Below are 23,327 nucleotides of genomic sequence, written 5' to 3'. Positions count from 1 at the left end.
GGTTTGCTGCCAGGTTTTTGCGCGCATTATCGGAAAAGCTGACTAATCCCTGCGGATAAGGCGTGGGTTTTCGAGAAGCTATTTGCTCGAGTTGTGCCTGAATCGCTCGCTAGCATGTCCTTCACTTGGATGAGCGGAGGACTCATGAGGCGAACGAAATCGTGGATCGTTGGTATCGCGTGCGGCGTGTTGTGCGCCGTCTGCGTGTTTGTGTACCTACAGGATGCGGGTGCGCAGGTCGATGCGGCGCGCGCCGAGGCGCTCGAGCGTTTTGGCGGCGAACAAGTCGAGGTGTGCGTGGCGAAAAGGGACATCGCAGCTGGTGAGGTAGTCGATGCCTCCTCTTTCGAGAAGCGGATGTGGGTCACGGCGCTTCTGCCGGAAGACCCTCTTACGCAGGATGGCGACGTCCTTGGCAAGCAGGTGACCTCGACGGTGCTGAAAGGCGAGGTGCTGACCTCGAGGCGGTTCGAGGAGTCGTCATCTTCCATCGAGGTTCCCGGCGAGCTGACCGCCGTCAGCGTTCCCGCGCGCGATGTGCAAACGGTCGGGGGCGCGCTTCGTCCGGGGATGTTCGTCGACGTTTATGCGACGGGCTCGGCGGGAACGACGCTCATCGCCCATAGCGTTTTGGTGCTTGCAACGAATGCGAGCTCTTCGTCGAAATCAGGGGCCGATTCCGTTTCATGGGTAACGCTTGCGCTCGACCCTGCGAATGTTCAGGAAATCGTTTCGGTCGCGCAGGGATCGGAGCTGTATTTCACCCTTCCTGGCGAAGACGTTCCCGAGCCGATGGTGTCGAAGTCGCTCGATGCGAACGAGGGTCAGAAGGGATCGAGTGTCCAACAGAGGTCGGACGCGGCGTCTGATTCGGTTTCGTCTCAAGTTTCGCAACCTGACGATCGGTCCGCGGCTGCTGATGCATCGCAGGCTGAAGGCGCCTTGCCGGCGCCTGCTTCCGACCTCGGCTCTGGAGAAGGGGCTTCCCATGAACGCTAAGGTTTTGCTGTGCGCCGACGAGGAGAGCGCACGTCACCCCGAGCTTATCGGCCTTCGGGAAGAGAATCTGCTCGAGCAGCCATGGCTTGCGGTTCGTACGACGGCTCGGGAAGCGCGGGACCTGGCCGCGAAAAGCGCCTCGATTGAGGAAATATGGGTGGTCTCTTGCCCCGACGTCGAGCCGATTAACTTGGCTGCGGCGGTGAAGCGCGACAATCCAAGGCGTCGCGTGTCGATGCTCTGTTCGCAGCCGTCCGGCTCGCTTCATAGTCGGACGAAGGCGGCGGGAATAGATGAGACAATGACTCACCAGGTGCTTGCTGAACGTTATGCGGCGCGCAAGCGGCAGGTCCGTGCGCTAGCTTCGGGCTCGCGCGATTCCGAAAGGGAGACTGGCCCTTGCGCGGCTCCCCGCACGGGCTCGGTTTTGCCAAAACCTGCCGTTTCATCAGGTGAAAAGCGAGCTACTCTGATTACCGTTGTCAGTGGAAGCGGCGGCGCGGGCAAGAGTGCGGTATCTGCGGTTGCGGCGGCGACGTTAGCTTCGGCGGGAATCAAGACGTTGCTTCTCGATTGCGACTTCCAATTCGGGGATATGCGCGAACTGCTCGGGGCCAAGCGTGCTTACGGGGTTGACGAGGTGCTTTCCAGTGCTGTTCCCCTGTCCGATTTGCCGTGCGACGAGCAAGGGCTCTGCCTTATCGCTGCACCGAGAAGACTCGAGCAATCCGAAACGATAGTTCACGAATTGTCTGCGCTGCTCGATTCGGCAATGGCTCACTTCGACGCGATCGTTGCAAACACGGGCGCAAACTGGGGAGAGCAGCATGCGGTGCTTCTCGAGCGATCTTCTCGGGCGCTGTTCCTCGTCGATCAGAGGGCATCGTCTCTTCGGGCATGCAAGCATGCGGTCGAGCTGTGCGCTCGTTGCGGGATTGCGGCAAGCCCCTTCCTATTCGTCGCAAATCGCTGCTCGAAGCGTTCGCTGTTCTCGTCAATCGATGTGTCGTGCGCGATGCAGGGTGCACATGCTGCTGAACTTAAAGATGGCGGAGTGGAAGTCGAGCAGGCGCTCGGTACAGGGCTTGCTTATGATTTGGTTTCCTCGCGCAATCCCTTCGCGCTGAGCGTGAGAGAGCTTATGGGCGAGGTGGCCGGGGAGGCTGCGGGCTCATTGGCTTCATCCGAAGAGTCCGAGGCGCCTTCGCGCGGGCTTTTCTCCTTCAGGCGCGCTCGCCGGGAGGGGGTGCTCCCATGACGCTTCTCGATCGTGTGAGGGCGGCGGGAAATGAAACCCCTGTCGCTTCTCGGGCGACTCGCGATGAAATGCTCGAGTGGTTGAAGGAGCGAGTTCGCGAGCAGCTTCCCGCTGACGACATAGCGTTGCTTGCCAAGGGCAATCCCGAGCGGGCGCGCAACGAGATCCGGGCGGTTTGCCGGGCAGCGTTCGAGGGAAGCAGCCGCTTCGATACCGGCCTTGCGGAGCAGGAAGTGCTCGCCGACACTCTGATTGATTCCATGCTGGGATTCGGGCCGCTCGAACCTTTTCTCGCGGATGAGTCGATCACCGAGATCATGGTGAACGGGTCGCGTTCGTTGTTTTATGAGCGCGACGGTGTTTTGCATCGAAGCGAGTTTTGTTTCGCGAGCGATGACGAGGTGAGGATGCTCATCGACCGCATTATCGGCCCGCTCGGTCGGCGAATCGACGAGTCGTCGCCTATGGTGAACGCCCGCCTTGCGCAGGGGCATCGCGTGAACGCCATCGTGCCTCCTCTTGCGCTCGACGGCCCGATGCTCACGATCCGAACATTCTCCTCGAGGGTCATCACCTTGCAGGACATGGTGGAGAGCGGCTCGATTGAGGAATGCGTGCAGCGCTTGCTCATCTGGGCTGTTCGCGCTCGCAAGAGCATCGCTGTTTCCGGTGGAACGGGAAGCGGCAAAACAACGCTTCTTAATGCCCTTTCTTGCCACGTTCCCCCTGATGAGAGAATCATCACGATAGAGGACTCCGCTGAGCTGCGCTTTTTGGAGCACCCTCACGTCGTGCGCCTTGAGGCTCGTCCGCGCAATGCGGAAGGGGTGGGGGAAGTCGCCATTCGCGATTTGGTCGCGAACGCGCTTCGCATGCGCCCCGACCGCATCATCGTGGGCGAATGCCGTGGCGGTGAGGCGCTCGACATGCTCTCCGCGATGAACACGGGACATGAGGGGTCGCTTACTACGCTTCATGCGAACTCTCCCAAGGAGGCGATTTCTCGCTTGGTGACCATGGTGCGCTTTGTTGCCGATTTGCCCGTGGACGTCATCGAATCGCAGATTGCGAGCGCTTTCGACCTTATCGTCCAGACGGCCCGCGGCGCCGATGGCTCGCGGATGGTTTCTCAGATTGCAGTGATTTCTCCAGGTGAAAGCATAAGGGAGTGCATCGTTGCGCCGATTTACCAGCGGGATATCTGCGGCGGTGCGGGCGTGTGGCTCTCTGCTCCGGAATGGGTGGGCGACTTGGTGAAGTTGGGGATTGCGACCGCTAAGGAGGTGCAATCGTGGAAGGAAATATCGCTTTGCGCGTCGTAGCGGCCCTGTTGGCGTTCGGCTGCGCCGCCGTTTTGGGGAGCGCTGTTGCGAGGCGGTTGGCGAAAAGATCTCGCTCTGCTGCGTACTCAATCGGCAGCGAAAAGAACAGGGCGGGTTGGATTTCGTGGCTTGTCCGCAATGGGGTGGGGCTCATGCGCCCTGCTGCCCGGGCAGTCCTTCGCAATGCGCGGGTTCGTGCGTCGGTTACAAACCTGCTCACAGCCGTGGAAGGGATTGGATTCATAGCGACCGAAGAGTCGTTGCTGTCGCTCGTCCTCGCCGCGATGCTCGTTGTCGGAGTGGGCGGAGCTGCGCTCACCGCGGCTCCAATATGCGGCGTGGCCCTCGCCTTCTGCGTTGCGGCGGCGTGCGCGATCTGTGCGAAGAGCTCGGAAGACAAGCGGCGCGAGCGTATGCGAGAGGCCGTTCCCGACGCGCTGCGCTCGATGGCGGTGTGCTTTCGGTCGGGGCAGTCGCTTCTCCAGACGATGCAGCAGGTTGGGGCTGCTACGAAAGGTCCTGTTGGGGTACTGTTCCAGCGCGCAGCTCACCTTCTCGAGACGGGTGGCAGCACACGCGAGGCACTCTCGGTTTTCCAAGGGAGGAACTCGGTTCCCGAGCTCGCCTTCGTTTCCGTTGCGCTTGACGTGCAGCATCAAACGGGGGGAAGCATGGAGCGCGTGCTCGACGCCGCGCGGGAGACCGTCGAAGGTGAGCTCGAGCTCACGCGCTCGCTTCGCGTTCAGACCGCTCAGGCGAAGCTTTCGGCTCGCATCGTCAGCGTGATGCCGATTGTCCTTGTCGCCCTGTTTTCGCTGGTGAGCGAAGATTTTCTCGGTCCCTTCTTCTCGAGCTTCGCGGGGATGGCGCTTCTGTGCATCGCCGTTGCCATGCAGGTCGCGGGCATCGTGTCCGTGCGCCATATGTTGAAAGTCGAGGTGGAGTGATGGTTGCGGAAAGCGGCGTCGTCGCGGTGATTGCGAGCGTCGGAGCATTCGGCATGGGATTCGTCGCGTCTGCCGGGGCCGTTCGCGCGCGCGAGAAAAGCCGTGCCGCGGCGAGGCGCCGGGCTTCCCTCTCGGGGGAAGGTCTGGCTGGCTTTCGTGGGGGCAAGGGCATCTCGGACGGGGTGATCTCGTTTGTCGAGGCGCGAAGCCGCGTTGCGAAGAAGCGGTCTGCCCGTCCGGTTCCCCCACGACGGGAAGAGGCCCTTGCCCAGGTAATTCGACAGGCGGGCTTGGCCTCGTCGGCATCGATCGCAGGGTTTCTCGACGCGCGGCTTCGTTTGGCGCTCTTCGCAGCTGCCGTGGGTGCTCTTCTCGGGTGCGCTCTTTCCTTCGAACTTGCTGTTCTGCTTGCGATAGCGGGCGGGCTGTGGGGTTTCTCGGCTCCGAAAAGGGCGCTTGAGAAAAGAAAGAAAGAGCGGGCGGAAGAACTCGAACGGCATCTTCCCGAAATGCTCGAGGTAATCTCGCTCGGTTTGAGGAGCGGCCTGTCGTTCGATAGGAGCCTTGACGTGTACCTCGATCATTTCGACACGCTGCTCTCACGTTCTTTGGCATCCGCCCGTCAGCAATGGTCCTTAGGGCTCGCTCGTCGGGACGATGCGCTTCGCAGTGTCGCCGAAACCTACGATTCGGCGCTTTTCGCGCGGGCGATCGAGTCCGTGATTAGGTCTTTGCGCTACGGCTCCTCGCTTGCGGAGGGGCTTGAGGCGACGGCGCGCGAAGCGAGGGCGTCGTATCGCGCGCTCAAGCAAGAACAGGTCGCGAAGGCGCCGGTGAAGATGATGGTTCCGACGGGGACGCTCATGCTCCCCGCGATGCTCATCTTGGTGTTAGGGCCGATGCTGCTTGAACTGGTCGGCGGTTTTTAGAAAGGAAAGGTGGATGCGGGATGATGTTCGTGAGAAGGGTGCGTGCCGAAATCGGTCAACGTGCAATAGGCGCATGGTGTGCAGCAAAGGCGAAGCTCGCTTGCGAGAAGGGGCAGGGGACGACCGAGTACGCGATTCTCGTCGGCGTGCTCGTCGTGATCGCGATAGTCGCCATAACCTTGTTCCGGCCGAAAATCCAGGAGCTTTGGGATGCGATCGCAAACGGTATCAACGGGCTGTGACGGTCCCGAGGGCAAAGGCCGCCCTCGCGCCCCTCGCCGACAAGATACGATCGGAGCGAGGGCAGGGCACGGTGGAATACGCCGTCGTGCTCGCCGGTGTGCTGTGCATGGTCTTGGTGCTGGGCGTGCTTGCCAAGGCGATGGGGGAAGGGCTGTTCGTGGAGCATGCGCTCATGTCGGCTTCCCATCACCTGCAGCTTGCTGCCTTGGGGTCGGTGGCGGACGTGTTCGCGTTCTAGTTTGCAAGATGTTTCGGGAAGAGGCCGGTCAGGCGACCGTGGAGGCGGCGTTTGCGCTTCCTGTCGCGCTGGCGTTGGTGATACTGCTCGTGCAGCCGGGCATCTTGCTCTACGACCGCATCGTCATGCAGCAAGCTGCCGCGGAGACGTGCCGTCTGCTCGCGACAACTCCCGAGGGGGACCCTTCGGGGGTGTGCAGGGCGTTCGCTCTCAGGCGGCTGGGTGCGGTGCCCGAGCAGGATTGCTTCCATGTTCACCAAGGAGGCTGCACGTGGGAGGTGGAGCTTGAGGGCGGGGAGTCGAGCGAAACGGTTCGCGTACGCATTGCGACGAGGGCGAAGCCACTGCCTCTTGTCGGGGCGGGGGTCCGCCTTCTAGGGATCGTGAACGACGGCGAGGACTTCGAGGTTTCCGTCGAGGCCTCGGCGCCTGTGCAGCCGGCATGGGCTGCCGAGGCTGCGGCGGGTAGGTCTCCCTCTGAATGGATTGGAGCGTGGGTTGATGAGGCTTAGGCTCAAGGGCGGGCGCGGTGCCTTCTGGGATGACGATGGGGGGTTCTCGACGCTCGGCATGGCGATTGCCCTCTTGGTCACGTTGTCCCTCGTGTTCTCGGCGGCCCAGGTGTATCGGGTCTCTTCTGCCTCTGCGGACATACAGGACGTCGCCGACGCATGCGTTCTTGCGGCGGAGGGCGAGGTTGCAGAGTTTATGATCGCCGTTCGCGTGTGCGACGCCGTCGTGCTTTCCCTTTCGCTGACGAGCGCCGCGCTGTTCGGCTTAGGCGTTGTTGCGCTCTGCGCTCCGCCTGCAGCAGATCTGGGGATTGAGCTGGTGAACCTGGGGACGAAGGTGCTTCAGTCGAGGAACACCTTCGCCGAGCGCGCCGCGTCGGGCCTCAATGCCCTCCAGGAGGCACTGCCGTTTCTCGCGGCGGCGAGCGCGTATGCGACGGCGAGCTCAAACTCGGGCGGTGTCATGGCTGCGAGCTATCTCGGTGTGGCGATGCTCGTCCCCGCAGAGGGGGAGCAGATTGAGGTGGGGTCGTCGAAGGCGCTCTCCGATGCCGCCGACGCCGTGTCCGAGGATGCCGAATCGCTCAAACAAGCTTCTGAAGAGGCGGAAGAGGCTGCAAAAGAGGCCTTCTTGGCAAAGGAGGAGGGCTTCAAGCGCGATTGCGGCGATGCGCCCGCGTACTGCATGTACGAGCGTGCTGAGGCCCTTTCGAGCATCTCCCCAACATCGAACCCGCTGTTCCGCACGGTTGATGCGTGGTCGTTCTCCGTCGCCCTCGATCGCGCGAAGGCCTATTACTCGGCGCGCCTTGAAGACGAGGCTCCCCAGTCCTCGACGACAGACGAGCAGGCCGAGTCCGCCTTGCGCAAGGTGTTCTACCGCTTCGCGCTTGCCGAGGTGTCGCGCGGGTTCGTGCTCGACATGGGAGATTCCTTCGACGCCTTCCTCCCTTTGCTCCCTAAGAGCACGGCGGAGATGAAGGCCACAAGGCTCTATACGGATCCGGCGTTCCCGCTTGGGAAGGACTCATCGGGTGCGACGACGCTTCATGCGTGGGAAGGTTGCCCGAATGCGTCTCCTAGTATGGGCACGGCTTCGATCGCCCAGATAGAGGCAGAAAACTACCCCGTGTGCGACGTCTGCCGCTTCACCGCCTCGAGCCTTGGGAGGGTGGCCGCCGCATCGAGCTCCATCTCGAACGGCTTCGAGTACCACTACGGCGCCGTGGCACGAGCTGCAGCGGATTACACGGCAGCTCGCGAAAAGCAGGATGAGGCGGCGAAGGAGGTGAAGGGCAAAGCCGGCGGCCTGCTCGAAAAGTGCAAGGAGGCGCTCTCCGAGATCGGTGGCATGCGCATCGATGCGAAGCCTCCCGGATGCAAGGGGGCCATCTCGATGGTTGTGAACCTTGTTGCGGCGCCTGCGGATACCGGCTTCGCGAGCTCGTTTGTTGGGGGCTCGCCCTCGCTCGGGACGAGAGCCGCCGTTTCCGGTGCAACGCTGCTCGAGGAGGACAGTGAAGAGGGCCGCACGGTCGTCTCCTCGCTCCTCGACGGCCTGGCCGAAGACGGAGGAGCGGCTGTTGGCGCTGCAAGGTTTGCGCTCGACGTGTGGTCGCGCGCTCTTCACGCTTACTGCGATGGGCAAGAAGCAATCGACAACGCGATTCGCCATTCGCTCGATTCGTTGCCGCTCGCAAGCGCAAGCGGTTTAGGCGTATGGGCGGCAGACAAGCTTGCGGGCATCGTCGAAGCGGCGGGGTTTGCGCCCGCGAAGCTGGATGCTCTGAAACCCGTACTTGTGAGCACGGGGTACGTTGCCGCGTCTGATTCGGGTACGTTTTCTGCCAACTATCAGGTGATTCGTAATGGGGTGCTCTCGACTTCGGGCTCGTCGGCAAGCTTGTTTGACTCCCTTGTCGGGAAGGTAGAAGACGAAGCGCTTCGAACCCTTGAGGGCGCGGACGGCACAATCGAGGTCGTGTGTATCGAGTTTCCGTTTGGCGGTGGTTCGATTCCCGTAACCATCACGCTGCCCGATTCGGTGAGGCGGGCGACGGGAGGGTTGGTGAGCGCGGCGGCGGATGCGCTCCGCGGGGTTGTTGCGAGCGTTACCGGCACGAGGGTGTGGCACTGATGGGCGGGCTAAAAGAAAGGTTCGGCTGCTCGCGCGACGAGCGCGGGCAGATGACCGTCGAGCTCGCCGTGATGATCCCGGTGCTCGTCGCTATTGCGGTGATTGCGATGAACGCGATGCTCTTCTTCTCGGAGTGCGCCGCATTCGACAGGCTTGCCCGTAATGCGGTGCGCGTGTTCGCGACGTCTCCGGCATATGGCGAGGACTCGAGCCAAAGCTGCTCCGCTGCACTTGGCGCGATCGAGGAGGGAATGGGTGTTGCGGACAAGGACTACCTGGAGGCAAGCGTCTCGGTGGCGAGCGAGTCGTTCGGGCAGAAACGCTTCCGTGCGACTCTCCGCTTCACTCCGACGCTTTTCGGCATGGGCTTGAAGTCCTCCGTTTTCGGCGTATCGCTTCCGCAGTTGGAGCATTCGACGGAGTTGGTGGTGGATGTCTACAAGCCGGGGGTGCTGTTCTGATGGGGCAGGGGCGCCGGGCGCTTGTCGCCTTGCTTTCGATCGCGGTCGTCATCGTGCTCGCGATGGCGATCGACGAGGGGCTCGAAGTCGCGGGCGCGGCGACGAAAATGGGCCGCGCGCTTTGGGCTGAAGATGTGGGAGACCAGGCGAAAATCGCGCTCGGGGGTGGCCCTGATTCGAGCGACGGCGATGCTGCGGTGTCGCTCGCGGGCGAGCAAACGGGAATCGAGGCGGTGCCCCCATGGTTCGAGGAAGAGCTCTTCTCGCTCGGCGGGGCTAAGTCGGTGCGGGTTTCAGGCGGGGGCGGGGTCGTCGGATTCTCGTGCGCACATTCGACGGAAAGCGAGTTCTCGCAGATAGAGGGCGAGCTTACGCGCAAAGGTTGGGTTGAGTCGGAAACGGGCATCGAGGGGTGCTCGGTCTTTGTGAAGGAAGGGGGCGTGTGCCTGTGGGCGATGGTGTCGTGCGTGCCTATGGGGGAGGGCTCAAGCGTGGTCGTGCAGTGCGCGATAAGCGAGGATTGAAGTCGGGCGATCGCGCCTGGTCGCAGCTCATGGTGGCGACGGACGGCCCGTCGAGGGCGCGCGGGCTGCTTTTGCGGCGCAGGTGCAGCGAGCCTTTGATTCTCATGCCGTGCAACGACGTGCATACCGTCGGCATGGTTCGAAAGCTCGACATCGCGTTCGTCGATCGCTGTGGTGTCGTGCTCGAATCGTATCGCGCAGTGGGCCCGATGAGGCGTCTGCGATGTCCTCGTGCGGTGGCGACTATTGAGCGCTTTGCCGAATGCGGGGCATGGTTTTCGGAAGGGGACTGCGTGGGGCTTGTTGCCTATGCGGCGCAAAGAGAGCGGAAAGGACCAACAAGATGAAAGTGTGCCCTGTGTGCAAGGCGCGGGTGTTCGACGATATGGAGACCTGCTACGGATGCCTGCATCGATTCGATTCCCCCGATGCCGAAGAGGCGCATGGGGGTGTGTTCGAACCAGAGGAGCCGTCGGATTGCTCGGGAAAAGCTCGCGATTCGATCGAAGCCGAGGACAAAAAGAGAGGCGCACGCCCCGTGGACGTGCGCCAAGAAAGCAAAGCGGATGCGAAACCGGCTACGCGGGACCTCGTACTCCATATCGCGGTGCCGGAAGGCGCCGCGGGCGTGCGGGTTGCCGTCGATTTTGCGGGATGCGCCCCAGCTGGGCGGATGAGAGCCGCCGATGCCTAGTCGACGAGACGGTGAAATTCCTTCTCGGCTGCTTCCTGAACGCGCTTGGCGATTTCAAGATAGGAGTCGAGGAGCTTGTTGCCCTCATCGGTAAGGCTGCTCCCGTGGGCGCCATCGCGATTGAGCAGCTGGATTTCCAGGGCTGCTTCGGTCTCCTTGATGATGCGCCAGGCCTTGCTGTACGCCATGCCGATGCTCTTCGCGGCGGCGTTCAGCGAGCCCTTCTCACGCACGCCGAGGCACAGATCGGCGATGCCGCGGCCGAACACCGATCCGCTCTCGGAGTCCGGGTTCTTGATGGAAAGTCTGATGGATGGAGTGAGGTTGGTGAGCTTGCTCATGGGTTCCCCTTTTTCGACGGTTTTCTGTTTGCCTGTAGTTTCCTGATTGCTAGTTTGTCTTGCCGAGAAAAGCCGCTGCTGCGTGCTCGATGTCCTCGGTCGAGTTATCGATAACCTCTTCGAAGCGCACGTGCGCCGCGTCGAGGGTTGCCAGGTTGGCGGGCACGTTGTGCTGCCCGGTCTCGTCGGCGATCAGCTCGTTGAGCTGGCATCCCGAAAGCGCAGCAGCCTCTTCGGGAAGCGGCTCGCCGGGCGCCATGCCGTGAAGCGCGCGATACACGTTGTCGCCGAACTTCGCCCAATGGGCCGTGCTCGCGATGAGCACGGGATTTTCGCCGCGCAGCTGCTCGGCGACCTTGTAGGCGACCGCGGTGTGCGGGTCGATGAGGTAGCCGTTGGCATCGAAGACCTCCTTGATGGTAGAAAGGCAGGTCTCGTTGTCGACGGAGTCGGCCGCGAACTCGGCGCGCACGGCCGCGAAGGTGTCGGCATCCACGCGGAAGCATTTCTTCTCGCGCAGGTCGGACATCCAGCTGCGAATCGCCTCGGCGTTACGCCCGGAAAGCTCGAACAGCTGGCGCTCCAGGTTGGAGGACACCAGGATGTCCATCGACGGCGACGGCGTCAGTGCGAAGTCGCGCTCGGAGATGTCGTAGGTGCCGGTGTTGATGAAATCGGTGAGCACGCGGTTCTCGTTGCTCGCGCAGAAGAGCATCTCGATCGGGGTGCCCATGCGCTTGGCGAACCATGCGGCGAGGATGTTCCCGAAATTGCCCGTGGGGACGCAGACGTCGATCGGCTTGCCAGCTTCGACCTTGCCCTTGGCAACCAGTTCGGCGTAGCTCGAGATGTAGTACACGATCTGGGGCATGAGGCGCCCCCAGTTGATGGAGTTCGCGCTCGATAAGGTCACGTTGTGCTCGGAGAGCAGCTTCTCGGCGTACGCCTCGTCGCCGAAGACGTTCTTCACGCCGGTCTGGCAGTCGTCGAAGTTGCCGCGCACGCCCCAGACCTGCACGTTGTCGCCGGTGGTCGTGACCATCTGCTTGCGCTGGATGTCGCTCACGCCGCCATCGGGGAACAGCACGCCGATGCGCACGTGCTCGGCGTTCTTGAAGCCTTCGAGCGCGGCCTTGCCCGTGTCGCCCGAAGTTGCCACCAGGATGAGGAAGTCGTGGTCGAGTTCCCCGCGCTCGCGGAGCGCCTCGGCGCTTGCAGAGAAGAAGCGGGGCAGGCATTGCAGTGCCATGTCCTTGAACGCGCTCGTGGGGCCATGCCACAGCTCGAGCACGTGGGTGTTCTCATCGAGCGAGGTGATCGGGCAGATGCGCTCGTCGTCGAACTGGTCGCCGTAAGCGCTCTCCATGAGTGCCTCGATGCGCTCGGTTGGCAGGTCGACGCCGAAGGCGCGGTAAACCGTGGCGGCGCGCTTGGAGTATGGCATTTCCGCCAAGCTGCAAATCTCGTCGATCGAAAGTGCCGGCACGTGGGCAGGGACGTAGAGGCCGCCTCCATGGGCCAGGCCGTCAATGACCGCCTTTGTGAAGGGGACGGGGTCGCTCACGAGGCCGCGCGTGTCGGAATAGAAGTTCTCGTTTACGCCTGCAGCCGGGGCGAAGCTGTCTTTCATATTGCAACCTTCCGCGTTCAGATAAGTCATGCTTACTATACTATCTGCGAAAACATCTTAAAGGGAAATTATCCGCAATTTTTGCAATTCAACCATTATCGCAACCTTCGCTTCGGCGTATGTTCACAAAGTCCTTCGTAACGAAAAATTAACCGCGGCGAATTATGGAGATTAGCCGCAGGAAACAAAAAAGTTCACCAAGGCTTCCAAATCGAGCCAGAGATGGCATATGATAGATAGATGTTAACCACGGTTAGCAAAGAAAGACGAGGTATCTATGATGCAGGAAGCAATGGCGATGGACAAAGGCATGAGCACCGCAACTGTTGCGGGACCTTCCATGGCGCAGATGCCGCTCACCTTCATGAAAACGGGCGAGACGGGCACCGTCGTCAAGGTTCGCGAAAAGGGCGATGTGCTCCATCATCTCGAGAATCTCGGCTTTGTCGCCGGCGCTGAAGTGAAGGTCGTCTCCGAGCAGGCGGGCAACTTCATCGTCGAGGTCAAAGGTGCGCAGGTCGCACTGAACAAGCAGGTCGCGCAGCGCATCATCACCCGTTAGTTTTCGTGGGCGGGCGCACTTTCCGCAAAGGGGAGTGCGGCAGCCCCGTGAAAAGCTAAAGCCGCAGCAAAGGGCGCATTGCGTCCGTTTCCGCAACTGCGCGGAAAGCTGCGGCGACAGGACGACTTTTGAGGCAGGAAGGAAAAGGAGGAGAAGCTATGGCAGAAGCAGGTCAGGACAAGACGCTGCGCGATGTCGCCATCGGCGAGACCGCCACGGTGCGCCGCCTTGTGGGCGAAGGTGCTCTCAAGCGCCACATCATGGACATGGGCATCACCAAGGGCGTCGAGGTTTTCGTTCGCAAGGTGGCGCCGCTCGGCGATCCTATCGAGGTCACCGTTCGTGGCTATGAGCTTTCGCTGCGCAAGAGCGAAGCCGAAAGCGTGCTCGTTCTCTAGTTCGAGCAGGGCCTTCGCAGGCCTTTTTCTTTGCTTGGCGGTTAGTGTCATCTAACTTATCGAAGCGACCGCACCGACCCTTCAGGGTGCCGCCGTTTCGGCGAAGCAGCAAAGGTAAGCATCGTTGATTTTGGAAAGGTAGATCATGGGAATTCGCATTGCGCTTGCCGGCAACCCGAACTGCGGCAAGACGACCATGTTCAACGACCTGACCGGCGCCAACCAATATGTTGGCAACTGGCCTGGCGTTACTGTTGAAAAGAAGGAAGGCAAGTACACCAAAGACAAGGATGTCACGGTTACCGATCTTCCCGGCATCTATTCGCTCTCGCCGTATTCGCCTGAGGAAATCGTCGCGCGCGACTATCTTCTCGATGGCGACCCGGACGTCGTTATCAATCTGATCGACGCGACCAACCTGGAGCGCAACCTGTATTTGACCACGCAGATCCTCGAGCTGGGCCTGCCTGTGGTCATCGCCCTCAACATGATGGACCTCGTCGAGAAGAACGGCGACAAGATCGACGTCGACAAGCTCTCCCGCGAGCTCGGCTGCCCGATCGTTCCCACCTCGGCGCTCAAGGGCCGCGGCATGGACGAGCTTGTGAAGACCGCGATCGAACTCGGCAAGAAGGGCGTTCCCGCCGCGCCGCAGATCCGCTTCTCCGACGAGATCGAGACGGCGCTCGCGAAGATCATTGACGTTCTCGGCTCGCGGGTTTCCTCCGCGACGGCTCGCTGGTTCGCCATCAAGGTGCTCGAAAACGAGGACCGCACGATTTCCCAGCTCAAGCTGACGGATTCCGACAAGAAAACGGTCGATGCCATTCGCGATGCGCTTGAGACCGAGCTCGACGATGACGCGGAGTCCATCGTCACCTCCGCCCGCTACGACGAGATTGCTGGCGTCGTCGACGACACGGTGAAGAAGTCGACCAAGGGCATGTCCACCACCCAGAAGATCGACCGCGTCGTCACGAACCGATTCCTCGGCCTGCCGATCTTCATCGTCATCATGTTCTTCGTGTACTGGCTGGCCGTCTCTGTCGGCGGCGGCGTTGTGACCGACTGGGCTAACGACGGCATCTCCGGCGACGGCTGGCTCTACACCGGCGGCGAGGCGTTCGACGAGGCCACGGCCGAGTACGAAGACGCCCAGGCGCAGATTACCGCCTACGTCGAGAACATCCTCGGCGAGGACGAGGTGTCCGGCCTTCCCTCCGATGACTCCCAAGAAGTGCTCGATGCGCTGGCTTTGGCCGAGCCCGAGGCTCCCGAAGACGCCACCGACGCCGACGCTATGGCCGAGTACGAAGACGCCGTTGCCGAGTACGACGATGCCCAGGCAGCGATTGCGGCGTTCGACGAAGAGGCCCAGGCCAAGCACGCTGTTGCCACGATGGAGGTCGAAGGCGACGACGGCGAGGTCGAGGAGCAGGCGATCACCTTCGCCGATTACCAGGCTGCTCTTGAAGTCGAAGAACCCGACCCCTCCGATGGTTCTTGGGGCCTGTGGATTCCGGGTCTTGGCGCTATCATCGGCAACGCCCTTGAGGCAGCCGACGTCGCCCCGTGGCTGCAGTCGCTCGTTATGGACGGCATCGTCGCAGGTGTTGGCGCCGTTATCGGCTTCATCCCGCAGATGGTGATCCTCTTCTTGCTCCTTGGCTTCCTGGAGCTGTGCGGCTACATGTCCCGCGTTGCGTTCATCATGGACCGCATCTTCCGCAAGTTCGGCCTGTCTGGCAAATCCTTCATCCCGATGCTCATCGCCTCCGGCTGCGGCGTGCCCGCCGTCATGGCAACCAAGACCATCGAGAACGAGAAGGATCGCCGCATGACGATCATGACCACCACCATGATCCCCTGCGGCGCGAAGATGCCGATCATCGCCCTCGTGTTCGGCGCGATCGCGTCCGGCAATTCCGACGCCACCTGGTATGTCGCCCCGATGTTCTACTTCATGGGCGTCATTGCGATCATCCTCTCCGGCATCATGCTGAAAAAGACCAAGCTCTTCGCCGGCGAGACCACGCCGTTTATCATGGAGCTTCCGCAGTACCACATGCCGGGCGTGAAGAACATCCTGCTCTCGATGTGGGAGCGCGTGAAGGGCTACATCATCAAAGCAGGTACCATCATCTTCCTGTCCACGATCGTCATCTGGTTCCTCATGAACTTCGGCGATGCGGGCGAAGGCTTCGGCCTGCTTGATTCCGAGGCGCCCGACTACATGGAGTACAGCCTCATGGCTGGCCTCGGTAACCTGCTGGCCTGGATCTTCGCGCCGCTCGGCTTCGCGAACTGGCAAGCCACCGCAACTGCCGTCACCGGCCTCGTTGCGAAGGAGAACGTCGTCGCGACTGTCGGCATCATCACTCAGCTCGGCGATTTCGGCGAGGCGGACCCGCAGCTGTGGTACGGCTTTGCCCAGATGCTCGGCGGATCGACCGCTGCGATCGTCGCCTTCTGCGCCTTCAACCTGTTGTGCGCGCCGTGCTTCGCGGCAATGGGCACCATTCGCCAGCAGCAGCGTTCGGCTAAGTGGTTCTGGATCACCATCGGCTACATGTGCGGCTTCGCGTGGTGCGTGGGCTGCATGCTCTACCAGTTCGTTGGCCTGGCCTTGGGCGAAGTGAGCTTCGGTATCTGGACCGTGATCGCCATCATCATCGCGGCGCTCATGCTCTTCCAAATCTTCCGTCCGATGCCGAATTACGACAAGAAGGACGAAAAGGTTGCCCGCAAGCTTGAAACCGAGAACAAGGCAGCGTAAAGTCTACTGAGAGTAACTTTTGGGGATGCGCTTTCGGGTGCGTCCTCAGAGTCGATCCGCAAGAAAGGAGGCGCACCTATGATGGGTTTGGTTTGGACGCCGTCGACAATCGTCGTCGCGCTCGTTATCGCCGTGCTTGCTGTGCTGGCGGTGCGCCGCATCGCGACGCGCGGCCTGTGCGATTGCCACGACCACTGCGGGGATAGCGATAGCCCTCGAAGCGGATGTGGAAGCTGCCATGGTTGTTCCGGCTGCGGAGTGGTCGAGTGCATGGTAGCCGACATGGGCAAGGCGCTCAGATAGCACGTTTTCTTATGATTCAACGGGAAGGCCGGACGCGAAAGTGCCCGGCCTTCTTGCGTTCGGGAGAGGGTCTTCATGCGAGCATCTCCCTAGCAAGCTCGCTCTCGGGGATAAGGCCGCTCTTAGGGATGGCTATTTTTCCTACCGATATGCAAGACATTTGTGGAGGAATTGTAAACCATGGTTAACCCCATTGACGCGCCAGCAAGGTTAACCTAAGATAACAAATGTCAGCAGCGAGGGTTCGAATCCCCCCTCTCTCTCAAGAAAACGAACCCGCTGACCAGCACACTTCTTAATGCTGACCCGGTGGTGGAGGCTCCTCTCGTCTGGCCATCCATCACAAGCCGGTGAGGGCCTACCCCCCCCCCTCGCCCTCACCGGCCTCCTCTCCTCGAAACGAAACGCCTGCGGGCGTTTTTTCTTGCCCTGCGCTAGGCGAGGCGCTTGCCGAGCTCGGCTGCGGCCGCGGCCTTGTCGAAGTTGCCGCCGGTCGCCTTCGTGAGCGCGCCCATCACCTTCCCCATCTCCTTCTTCGAGGTGGCACCGGTCTCGGTGAGCGTCTTCTCGATGAGTGCGATGAGCTCGTCCCCTGAAACTTGCTTGGGAAGGTACGACTCAAGAATCTCCACCTGCGCGGCGAGAAGGTCGGTACGCTCCTGGTTGTTCCCCGCCTTGATGGAGCCCTCGAGCGTCTCTTTCGTCTGCTTGATCACGCGCTTGAGCATGGCGTCGACGTCGGCGTCCGTGATCTCGCGGCGCTCGTTCACCTCGATGTTCTTCACTTCGCCGTGCACCTGGCGCAGGATGGACACGCGCGGTTTGTCGTGCGCCTTCAGCGCGGCCTTCACTTCGTCTTGCAGCTCCTGGTATTTCATGATTCCCTCTTTTCTGCTGCGCAATCGATTCAGCTTTTCCATCGTACACAATTTGGCTGGCCCATGCGGCCTTCTGCAAAAAGGCGACAAATGCCATCGATGCCGTGAGCAGGTTCGATGGCGACATCACCACTTGGCGGCCCAGGCTTTCCCATTCGCTTTACGAAAAGTTTGCCGACGCTTGTTATCATGGGGAAAGCGCTCGCATCGCGGGCGCGCTCGAGAAAGGCTTTCCTCATGAACGGAACCCCTCAAAGCAAGCTCGATCCTCGGGTGAAGAACGTGTGGCGGGTAAACGACGCCATCTGGATCGTGCTCGGCTACCTCTGCTGCGCTGTCCCCTTCGCCATTTGCGCCGCGGTCGAACCGGCGCCTTGGGCGTTCGCCCTCATCGCCGTGCTCTCGGCCATTGCTGCGGTGCTGCTTGTGGTGTTCCTCGTCGTGCTGCCGCCTATCCGCTACGTTCGCTGGCGCTATGAGCTTCACGATGACTACCTCGACATCGCTAAGGGAATCATCTGGCGCAAGCACTACATCATCCCCTTCATCCGCGTCCAGAACACCGACACACGCCAGGGGCCGATCCTGCGCGCATTCGGTCTTTCGAGCGTCACCGTCGCCACGGCCGCTGGCGAGCACGTAATCCCCGGGCTTGCGAACGACGTCGCCGACCAGGTGCGTGACCGCGCGGCCGAGCTTGCCCGCATCGCGCGCGAGGACATGTGATGGACGGGGCCCAAAACCGCGAGAGGCACGAGAGCCGCGAGAGGCACGCGGTTCATTCCAGCTACATCTGGCTTGGTGGGCTTCAGGGCGCCGCTGCGGTGTTCGCAGCGCTTCTCATCAGCGTGCTTCCTCAGATCATTCCCGAGTTGCTCAATCCCGACAGCCTCGGACAGTTCGTAAACGGCGGGCTTGCCGCAATCTTTGTCGTCCTGCTATTTCTCGGCACAGTAATCGTTTCGCTCGCCGCGAGCCTCATCTACCGCCTCGTGTCCTACAAACATATCTGGTACGAGTTCGGCGACGAGGAATTCAGCTTCTATTCGGGCATCTTCAACAAGAAGCGCGTGCATGTGCCCTATCGGCGCATCCAGTCGGTTGACCAGACAGCCTCGCTTCTCCAGCGCGTGTTCGGCGTGTGCACGGTGCAGATTGACACGGCGGGCGGCGCGTCGAACAAGGCCGTGTCGGTGCCGTTTTTGCGCAAGGCCGACGCGGAGGCGCTGCGGGCCGACCTGTTCGCCCGCAAGTCGGCAGCCGTCGGGGCGCCTTTCCGGGAAGCCGACGCCCCGAGCAGCTTCGGCAACGTGCTCGATGCGCCCGCCGAGGTGTGGGACGACGTGCGCGGCGTGTTCGCCGGGCGCGAGGTCGACACGGGGCGCATCTCCTTCCAGTACGGCATTACCAACGGCGAGCTCATCCTCACCGGGCTTTCGAACAGCACGACGCTGATTCTCGTCGTCGTCGGCATCATCGGCGTGTTCTCGCAGGCCGCCGATTTCGTCTCGCAGATGTCGGGCGAGGCGGGCGGAGCCGTCGCAGAAGCGCTTGCCGACGCGGGCCTCGCGCTTTTCGGCAACAGCATCATCGCCCTCATTGCCGTCGGGTTCATTGCGTTGTCCCTGTTCGTGTGGGCGATGTCGGCGCTCGGCACCTGCATCTCCTTCGGGGGCTTCAAGGCGCGTCGGCGCGGCGATCGCATCGAGGTCGAGCGCGGCCTTCTCCAGCACCGTTTCCACGGCGTGTCAGTCGATCGCGTGCAGTCGGTCATCGTGAAGCAGAGCTTCATCCGCCGCATCTTCGGCTTCTGCGAGCTGTCTCTCGGGAAGGTGGACGCGTCGAGCGGGTCGGGTGGCATGGAGGACTCCCTTTCCGAGGGTGCGCTCGTCGTGCATCCCTTCGTGAAGGTCGATCGCGTGCCCGAGATCGTCGCGGGGCTCATCCCCGAGTTCGCCGACATGCCGACCGAGCGCCGTCGCGTTCCTAAGGTGGCTCTTCGCCGTGCGCTGGTCAGGCGCACGGTCATCCAAGGATGGGGGCTTTGGTGCGCCGTGGCGCTTGCGCTTCTCCACGTGGGCGTGATGTTCGGCGTGAGCGCTTACGGCGACGATTTCATGTCGGCGGGGGAACTCTTCTGGTTCGACCGGATCGCGCTTTTGGGCTACGTCGCGTGCGCGGTTGCCGAGGCGCTCGCCGCCGTGAGCGCGGTGCTTTGGGCGCGCTCGTCGTGGTTTTCGTTCAACAGGCGCTTTATGCAGGTGGAAAACGGCGGCCTCGGCTCGGTCTCGGTTTGCTTGCCTCGCGAGAAGATCCAGTTCGGCTTCTCGAAGTCGAACCCCTTCCAGCGCCGTGCGAAGGTGGCGACCGTCACCGCGTGGACAGCTGCGGGTTTGCGGGGCACCTCGACCAGGCTGATCGACGCATGTGAAGAAGATGCTGCCGCATGGCTGGCGTGGCTTGTCCCTGGGGGAAATGTGATAGAGTGAAATGCATGGACACACATGCGACATCCGATTCGAAAGGCGGCCGAAGTTCGGCGCCTGACCCTTCAGCGCCTGGGCCTGCCGCCCGCAAAGCCCCTCTGCCCGCCGCGTCGCCTTCGTACGCGCAAAATCGCCCCTCCGCGCCTCGGGCATGGACCCCTTCTCAGTTCAAGCCGCGCACTCTCTCCGAGGCGCGCGAGCATAGAAACGAGCCCGCCAACACGTCCGCGAACGCCGAGCGCGCCCGCCGCAACGTGCGCGAGTACACGCTCGGCGAGGAAATCGCCAACTCCGTGACGCACGGCATAGGCGCGCTTCTCTCCATTGCGGCGATTCCCATTCTCGTGGTGATTGCGGTGCGCGCTGGCGGCGGTGTGAAGCTTGCGGCGGCGCTCGTCTACACCATCACCATGTTGGTGGAATACCTCATGTCGACGCTGTACCACGCTATTGCGGTAGACCGCGCCAAGCGTGTGTTCAAGGTGCTCGACCACAGCGGGATCTACCTGTTCATCGCGGGAACATATACGCCGTTTTGCCTGGTTACGCTTGGGAACGACGGGGGAATCTACCTGGCTGTGTTCGTGTGGGTCGTAGCGCTTGCGGGCATTGCCTGCGAGGCGTTCTGGGTATTTCGCCCGCGCTGGATCTCAGCGTTGCTCTACCTTCTTCTGGGGTGGTGCGTCGTTGCGTATCTGCCGGCTCTCGTGGCGAACCTTCCCATGGAGGGTCTTGCGCTCCTGGTTGCGGGCGGCCTGGTCTATACGGTCGGCTGCGTATTCTACGTGTTGAAGAAGATTCCCTACATGCATTCAGTGTTCCACGTGATGGTCGTTGCGGCGAGCGTGCTGCAGTTTCTGGCCGTGGCGCTGTATGTGATGTAGCGGCGAGGTGAGCGTCCGCACTGTCACGGGCGCAGCGGATGGATTTTCGGGGTTGACGTCCCCTAAGAGTGCGAGGAGTGGATGATTACGATGAGCGACGAGGAGCAGAAGGGTCTGACCGGCTTCTTCTCACGTTTCGGATCGGCGAAGAAGCAAACGGTCTCCGAGGAGGAAATCAAAGACATCGTCGCCGATAACGATGAGCTCGCCGACGACGAGAAGCGCATGATCCACGACATCATCGACTTGGGCGACATGTCGGTGCATGAAATCATGCAGCCACGCGTCGACATGATCATGGTCGAGGACACCGAGACGGTGCGCACGGCGGTCGAGCGCATGCACGGCACGGGCTACTCGCGCCTTCCCATCTTCCACGAGGACGCCGACCACATCATCGGCATCGTGCATTACAAAAACCTCGTCGGGCCGCTCATCGACGGCCGCGAGGACGACCTTGCCGCGAAGTACGCTTTCGAGCCCCTGTTCGTCCCCGAGACCAAGGACATCTTCCCGCTGCTCAAGGAAATGCAAACGAATCGGCAACAGATGGCCATCGTGGTGGACGAATACGGTGGGACCGATGGTTTAATTACCGTTGAGGACATCATCGAGGAAATCGTAGGCGAAATCGTCGACGAGTACGACATGGAGGGCAAAGAAATCACCAAGCTCTCCGACGGCGTATGGCGTGTCGACGGGCGCTTCCCGGTCGAGGACGCGGCGGCGCTCGGCTGGCCGGTCTCCGAGTCGGAGGACTACGAGACCATCGCCGGCTGGCTGATCGACACGCTCGATTTCGTGCCGGAGATGGGCGATGAGTTCACGGTGGGCGGTTATTCGTTCAAGATCGAGCGTATGCGCCGTTCGCGCATTTCCACCATTCGCGTGGAGCGTCTGGCCGGTGGGGCCGACGTCGCCGAAGAGGGGGAAGGTCAGCAGGAAAAGACGCACTAGGACGAAAGGGACGGCACCGTGGTCGGAAGGAAGCTCACGCGAGATGCGAACGCGCGGCTCGGAGGCGTGTGCGCGGGCGTTGCGCGTTACTTCGGCATCGACCCGATCGTCGTGCGCATCCTCGTCGTCGCGGGCACGTTGCTCACGGGCGGCCTTCTCGCCGTGGCCTATGTGGCGCTCATCTTCGTCTTGCCGAAATCGTCGGTTTCCGGGGACGTGTTCGACGTTCGTCCCGAGTCGGCGTCCTCCGAAAAATACGGGCCCATCGATTGCGACGTGCCGTCCTCTGAAAGCGAGCGGCAAACCTATGTGGGGGTCGGCCATTTGCCCCCGAAACCGCCGCGCTCGTTCCGCTGAGTGTGAAATTCGTTCTTGTTCAATCCAAAATCGAGAATAATAACTACCAGGGACGATAAAAAATCCGCTGCGTAATATCGAACAAACCGTGGAGCGGCCTCCACAAGATTTTGCGTTGAAACCCTCGCATAAGGTAAAATCTTGCCTTGCAAACAACAGCATAAGTTCTTCTCTTGGCAGCAATCCCACCCACAATTCAATACGCTGTCACCGCTTCGGCGGTTAGGTCTCGTGCTGTTCGAGAAAGGTTGACACTGCGTGGTAACACGTCGAAATAATATGAAGAAGACGGGCTTGGTCGCGAAAATCGCCGCGATCGGGTGCGCCTCCGTCGTGGCGGTCGGCTGCTTCGGCTACGGTCTTGCTGCGGCAGGCGGTTCGTCGTCTCCGTTCGGTGGCACGGCCTCTTCGGCGCCTGCTGCCGAGGTGCTTGTCTCCAACGTGTCCGACGCATCGGTCGGCAGCGTCTTGTCTCAGCCCGCATCGCGCGACATCACCCAAGGTGTTCAGGCCGTCGAGGCCGAGAAGGAAGCCGAGCGCATCGCCGCCGAGCAAGCTGCCCTCGCCGAGGAGCAGGCTCGCATCCAGGCTGCCGAGCAGGCGCTCGCCAAGGCGCGCACCACTGATGCCTCTTCCGCGATGTCCCAGCTCACCGAAGTGGATTGGAGCTGTGGCAAGGACGCCTTCATCTCTGAGTGGGCGAATCGCATCAACAACTACCTCGCGGGTTCCCCGCTTGCCGGCCAAGGGGAGACCTTCGCCACCGCTGCATGGGAAAACGGCGTTGACCCTCGCTGGTCGCCGGCTATTTCCAACACCGAGTCCACCAAGGGCACGAACTGCTTCCTGCCGCACAACGCGTGGGGCTGGGGCTCTACCGGTTGGAGCTCGTGGGAAGAAGCCATCAACGCCCATGTCGCAGGCCTTGCGAAGGGGTATGGCTACACCATCAGCTACTCGAACGCCCAGAAGTACTGTCCGCCGAACTACGACAACTGGTTTCGTGACACGCTTCGGGAAATGTCGAAAATCTAACGTAAGGTTGAAGGCTGGGCGCGAGTCCGGCCTTTTCTTTTCCGCATGCGCTATGCTAAGCACCTAAACGGCGTCGCGGCGAAAGGCGATTTATGAGCAATGTCATTGTGGTAGGGTGCGGGCGCGTGGGCTCGCAGCTCGCCAACATGCTTTCCGACAACGGGAGCAACGTCTGCGTGATCGACAGGAGCGCCGACGCATTCGCGAACCTCGGCCGCAACTTCAACGGCTCCACGCTGCAGGGCGTCGGCTTCGACGAGGACACCCTCGTGAAGGCGGGTGTGGACGACTGCGATGTCGTCGCGGCCGTCACGCAGCTCGACAACACGAACCTCATGGTCGCGGAGGTCGCAAGCCGTCTGTTCGGCGTTCCCCACGTGATCGCGCGCCTGTACAATCCCGACCATGAGCGAGCCTACATGCAGCTCGGTATCGACTACGTGTGCGGCACATCGC

General features: G+C 61.7%; 26 protein-coding genes. 23 read left to right on the top strand and 3 right to left on the bottom strand.

Annotated elements, in window-relative coordinates; genetic code table 11:
• Positions 1–144: 144 nt before the first annotated feature.
• The 12 genes from cpaB to Q0G18_RS02880 all read left to right on the top strand — a co-directional run bounded on the left by cpaB (position 145) and on the right by Q0G18_RS02880 (position 10,264).
• Positions 145–999, top strand: coding sequence for a Flp pilus assembly protein CpaB (cpaB, locus tag Q0G18_RS02935; protein ID WP_297149345.1), 855 nt, complete (start codon positions 145–147; stop codon positions 997–999).
• Positions 989–2,257, top strand: coding sequence for a P-loop NTPase (locus Q0G18_RS02930; protein ID WP_297149343.1), 1,269 nt, complete (start codon positions 989–991; stop codon positions 2,255–2,257). The genes cpaB and Q0G18_RS02930 overlap by 11 nt, the downstream gene beginning before the upstream one ends.
• Entirely contained in the window at positions 2,254–3,579 is a 1,326-nt protein-coding gene (locus Q0G18_RS02925; RefSeq protein ID WP_297149342.1) for a CpaF family protein, read from the top strand. The genes Q0G18_RS02930 and Q0G18_RS02925 overlap by 4 nt, the downstream gene beginning before the upstream one ends.
• Positions 3,549–4,526 carry a type II secretion system F family protein gene (locus Q0G18_RS02920; protein ID WP_297149340.1) on the top strand — a complete coding sequence of 326 codons (978 nt, stop codon included), beginning with the start codon at positions 3,549–3,551 and terminating at the stop codon, positions 4,524–4,526. The genes Q0G18_RS02925 and Q0G18_RS02920 overlap by 31 nt, the downstream gene beginning before the upstream one ends.
• Positions 4,526–5,455 (top strand): type II secretion system F family protein, encoded by a 930-nt coding sequence (locus Q0G18_RS02915; RefSeq protein ID WP_297149338.1) that lies wholly within the window; start codon positions 4,526–4,528, stop codon positions 5,453–5,455. The genes Q0G18_RS02920 and Q0G18_RS02915 overlap by 1 nt, the downstream gene beginning before the upstream one ends.
• A gap of 20 nt (positions 5,456–5,475) precedes the next feature.
• On the top strand, positions 5,476–5,697 hold the full coding sequence (locus tag Q0G18_RS02910; RefSeq protein WP_297149336.1) for a hypothetical protein: 222 nt from the start codon (positions 5,476–5,478) through the stop codon (positions 5,695–5,697).
• Positions 5,694–5,936 (top strand): hypothetical protein, encoded by a 243-nt coding sequence (locus Q0G18_RS02905; protein WP_297149334.1) that lies wholly within the window; start codon positions 5,694–5,696, stop codon positions 5,934–5,936. The genes Q0G18_RS02910 and Q0G18_RS02905 overlap by 4 nt, the downstream gene beginning before the upstream one ends.
• An 8-nt stretch (positions 5,937–5,944) precedes the next feature.
• Positions 5,945–6,448, top strand: a complete 504-nt coding sequence (locus tag Q0G18_RS02900; protein ID WP_297149332.1) for a TadE family protein — start codon at positions 5,945–5,947, stop codon at positions 6,446–6,448.
• Positions 6,438–8,585: a molybdenum cofactor biosynthesis enzyme gene (locus tag Q0G18_RS02895; RefSeq protein ID WP_297149330.1), complete on the top strand. Its 2,148-nt coding sequence runs from the start codon at positions 6,438–6,440 to the stop codon at positions 8,583–8,585. The genes Q0G18_RS02900 and Q0G18_RS02895 overlap by 11 nt, the downstream gene beginning before the upstream one ends.
• Positions 8,585–9,046, top strand: a complete 462-nt coding sequence (locus Q0G18_RS02890) for a hypothetical protein (RefSeq protein ID WP_297149327.1) — start codon at positions 8,585–8,587, stop codon at positions 9,044–9,046. Before Q0G18_RS02895 ends, Q0G18_RS02890 begins: the two co-directional genes overlap by 1 nt.
• Positions 9,046–9,570 (top strand): hypothetical protein, encoded by a 525-nt coding sequence (locus Q0G18_RS02885; protein WP_297149325.1) that lies wholly within the window; start codon positions 9,046–9,048, stop codon positions 9,568–9,570. The genes Q0G18_RS02890 and Q0G18_RS02885 overlap by 1 nt, the downstream gene beginning before the upstream one ends.
• 343 nt (positions 9,571–9,913) lie before the next feature.
• Complete coding sequence (locus Q0G18_RS02880; RefSeq protein ID WP_297149323.1) at positions 9,914–10,264, top strand: hypothetical protein; 351 nt, start codon at positions 9,914–9,916, stop codon at positions 10,262–10,264.
• On the opposite strand, the gene Q0G18_RS02875 is transcribed toward Q0G18_RS02880, so the two are convergent.
• Positions 10,261–10,605 (bottom strand): LysR family transcriptional regulator, encoded by a 345-nt coding sequence (locus Q0G18_RS02875; RefSeq protein WP_276997833.1) that lies wholly within the window; start codon positions 10,603–10,605, stop codon positions 10,261–10,263. The two genes, Q0G18_RS02880 and Q0G18_RS02875, sit on opposite strands and share 4 nt — an antisense overlap.
• Positions 10,606–10,654: 49 nt before the next feature.
• A complete protein-coding gene (gene thrC, locus Q0G18_RS02870; RefSeq protein ID WP_297149321.1) occupies positions 10,655–12,235 on the bottom strand; it encodes a threonine synthase in 1,581 nt (526 codons plus the stop codon).
• A 277-nt stretch (positions 12,236–12,512) separates the two neighbouring features.
• Here thrC and Q0G18_RS02865 point away from each other — a divergent pair, with 277 nt between their 5' ends.
• The 4 genes from Q0G18_RS02865 (at position 12,513) to Q0G18_RS02850 (ending at position 16,274) form a co-directional block, all read left to right on the top strand.
• A complete protein-coding gene (locus Q0G18_RS02865; RefSeq protein WP_277012178.1) occupies positions 12,513–12,797 on the top strand; it encodes a FeoA family protein in 285 nt (94 codons plus the stop codon).
• Positions 12,798–12,955: 158 nt separating this feature from the next.
• Positions 12,956–13,195 carry a FeoA family protein gene (locus Q0G18_RS02860; RefSeq protein WP_158048828.1) on the top strand — a complete coding sequence of 80 codons (240 nt, stop codon included), beginning with the start codon at positions 12,956–12,958 and terminating at the stop codon, positions 13,193–13,195.
• A gap of 145 nt (positions 13,196–13,340) precedes the next feature.
• A complete protein-coding gene (locus Q0G18_RS02855; RefSeq protein WP_297149319.1) occupies positions 13,341–15,971 on the top strand; it encodes a ferrous iron transporter B in 2,631 nt (876 codons plus the stop codon).
• Positions 15,972–16,049: 78 nt separating this feature from the next.
• The gene (locus Q0G18_RS02850; protein WP_297149317.1) at positions 16,050–16,274 is read left to right on the top strand and encodes a hypothetical protein; all 225 of its coding nucleotides are present in this window, start codon (positions 16,050–16,052) and stop codon (positions 16,272–16,274) included.
• A gap of 434 nt (positions 16,275–16,708) precedes the next feature.
• Here the strand turns inward: Q0G18_RS02850 and Q0G18_RS02845 are convergent, their stop codons facing one another.
• Positions 16,709–17,152 (bottom strand): GatB/YqeY domain-containing protein, encoded by a 444-nt coding sequence (locus Q0G18_RS02845; protein WP_276997365.1) that lies wholly within the window; start codon positions 17,150–17,152, stop codon positions 16,709–16,711.
• Between the two features lie 237 nt (positions 17,153–17,389).
• Here Q0G18_RS02845 and Q0G18_RS02840 point away from each other — a divergent pair, with 237 nt between their 5' ends.
• From Q0G18_RS02840 to Q0G18_RS02810, 7 genes are all read left to right on the top strand, one after another.
• Entirely contained in the window at positions 17,390–17,878 is a 489-nt protein-coding gene (locus tag Q0G18_RS02840; protein WP_297149315.1) for a PH domain-containing protein, read from the top strand.
• Positions 17,878–19,641, top strand: a complete 1,764-nt coding sequence (locus Q0G18_RS02835) for a PH domain-containing protein (protein ID WP_297149314.1) — start codon at positions 17,878–17,880, stop codon at positions 19,639–19,641. The genes Q0G18_RS02840 and Q0G18_RS02835 overlap by 1 nt, the downstream gene beginning before the upstream one ends.
• A gap of 5 nt (positions 19,642–19,646) precedes the next feature.
• Positions 19,647–20,522, top strand: coding sequence for a hemolysin III family protein (locus tag Q0G18_RS02830; RefSeq protein ID WP_366768956.1), 876 nt, complete (start codon positions 19,647–19,649; stop codon positions 20,520–20,522).
• An 81-nt stretch (positions 20,523–20,603) separates the two neighbouring features.
• Entirely contained in the window at positions 20,604–21,479 is an 876-nt protein-coding gene (locus Q0G18_RS02825) for a hemolysin family protein (RefSeq protein WP_158048821.1), read from the top strand.
• 18 nt (positions 21,480–21,497) lie between these two features.
• Positions 21,498–21,836 (top strand): PspC domain-containing protein, encoded by a 339-nt coding sequence (locus Q0G18_RS02820; RefSeq protein WP_297149313.1) that lies wholly within the window; start codon positions 21,498–21,500, stop codon positions 21,834–21,836.
• 294 nt (positions 21,837–22,130) lie between these two features.
• Complete coding sequence (locus tag Q0G18_RS02815; RefSeq protein WP_297149312.1) at positions 22,131–22,871, top strand: CMP-2-keto-3-deoxyoctulosonic acid synthetase; 741 nt, start codon at positions 22,131–22,133, stop codon at positions 22,869–22,871.
• Positions 22,872–22,963: 92 nt separating this feature from the next.
• Positions 22,964–23,327 (top strand): TrkA family potassium uptake protein (locus Q0G18_RS02810; protein ID WP_297149311.1); only part of this gene is annotated, 364 nt, incomplete at its 3' end.

It is taken from the genome of uncultured Ellagibacter sp. (assembly GCF_934636505.1).
GTDB lineage: Bacteria > Actinomycetota > Coriobacteriia > Coriobacteriales > Eggerthellaceae > Ellagibacter.
The sequence above is the reverse complement of the archived record's forward strand: the minus strand, read 5'-3'. Positions and strand labels throughout refer to the sequence as shown.

Coding starts and splice junctions, on each gene's coding strand:
- Q0G18_RS02830 (WP_366768956.1), top strand. CDS start 19,647: ATGGACACACATGCGACATCCGATTCGAAAGGCGGCCGAAGTTCGGCG.
- Q0G18_RS02880 (WP_297149323.1), top strand. CDS start 9,914: ATGAAAGTGTGCCCTGTGTGCAAGGCGCGGGTGTTCGACGATATGGAG.
- Q0G18_RS02900 (WP_297149332.1), top strand. CDS start 5,945: ATGTTTCGGGAAGAGGCCGGTCAGGCGACCGTGGAGGCGGCGTTTGCG.
- Q0G18_RS02890 (WP_297149327.1), top strand. CDS start 8,585: ATGGGCGGGCTAAAAGAAAGGTTCGGCTGCTCGCGCGACGAGCGCGGG.
- Q0G18_RS02825 (WP_158048821.1), top strand. CDS start 20,604: ATGATTACGATGAGCGACGAGGAGCAGAAGGGTCTGACCGGCTTCTTC.
- Q0G18_RS02860 (WP_158048828.1), top strand. CDS start 12,956: ATGGCAGAAGCAGGTCAGGACAAGACGCTGCGCGATGTCGCCATCGGC.
- Q0G18_RS02875 (WP_276997833.1), bottom strand. CDS start 10,605: ATGAGCAAGCTCACCAACCTCACTCCATCCATCAGACTTTCCATCAAG.
- Q0G18_RS02835 (WP_297149314.1), top strand. CDS start 17,878: ATGGACGGGGCCCAAAACCGCGAGAGGCACGAGAGCCGCGAGAGGCAC.
- Q0G18_RS02840 (WP_297149315.1), top strand. CDS start 17,390: ATGAACGGAACCCCTCAAAGCAAGCTCGATCCTCGGGTGAAGAACGTG.
- Q0G18_RS02865 (WP_277012178.1), top strand. CDS start 12,513: ATGATGCAGGAAGCAATGGCGATGGACAAAGGCATGAGCACCGCAACT.
- Q0G18_RS02855 (WP_297149319.1), top strand. CDS start 13,341: ATGGGAATTCGCATTGCGCTTGCCGGCAACCCGAACTGCGGCAAGACG.
- Q0G18_RS02885 (WP_297149325.1), top strand. CDS start 9,046: ATGGGGCAGGGGCGCCGGGCGCTTGTCGCCTTGCTTTCGATCGCGGTC.
- Q0G18_RS02925 (WP_297149342.1), top strand. CDS start 2,254: ATGACGCTTCTCGATCGTGTGAGGGCGGCGGGAAATGAAACCCCTGTC.
- cpaB (WP_297149345.1), top strand. CDS start 145: ATGAGGCGAACGAAATCGTGGATCGTTGGTATCGCGTGCGGCGTGTTG.
- Q0G18_RS02910 (WP_297149336.1), top strand. CDS start 5,476: ATGATGTTCGTGAGAAGGGTGCGTGCCGAAATCGGTCAACGTGCAATA.
- Q0G18_RS02850 (WP_297149317.1), top strand. CDS start 16,050: ATGATGGGTTTGGTTTGGACGCCGTCGACAATCGTCGTCGCGCTCGTT.
- Q0G18_RS02845 (WP_276997365.1), bottom strand. CDS start 17,152: ATGAAATACCAGGAGCTGCAAGACGAAGTGAAGGCCGCGCTGAAGGCG.
- Q0G18_RS02915 (WP_297149338.1), top strand. CDS start 4,526: ATGGTTGCGGAAAGCGGCGTCGTCGCGGTGATTGCGAGCGTCGGAGCA.
- Q0G18_RS02930 (WP_297149343.1), top strand. CDS start 989: ATGAACGCTAAGGTTTTGCTGTGCGCCGACGAGGAGAGCGCACGTCAC.
- thrC (WP_297149321.1), bottom strand. CDS start 12,235: ATGAAAGACAGCTTCGCCCCGGCTGCAGGCGTAAACGAGAACTTCTAT.
- Q0G18_RS02895 (WP_297149330.1), top strand. CDS start 6,438: ATGAGGCTTAGGCTCAAGGGCGGGCGCGGTGCCTTCTGGGATGACGAT.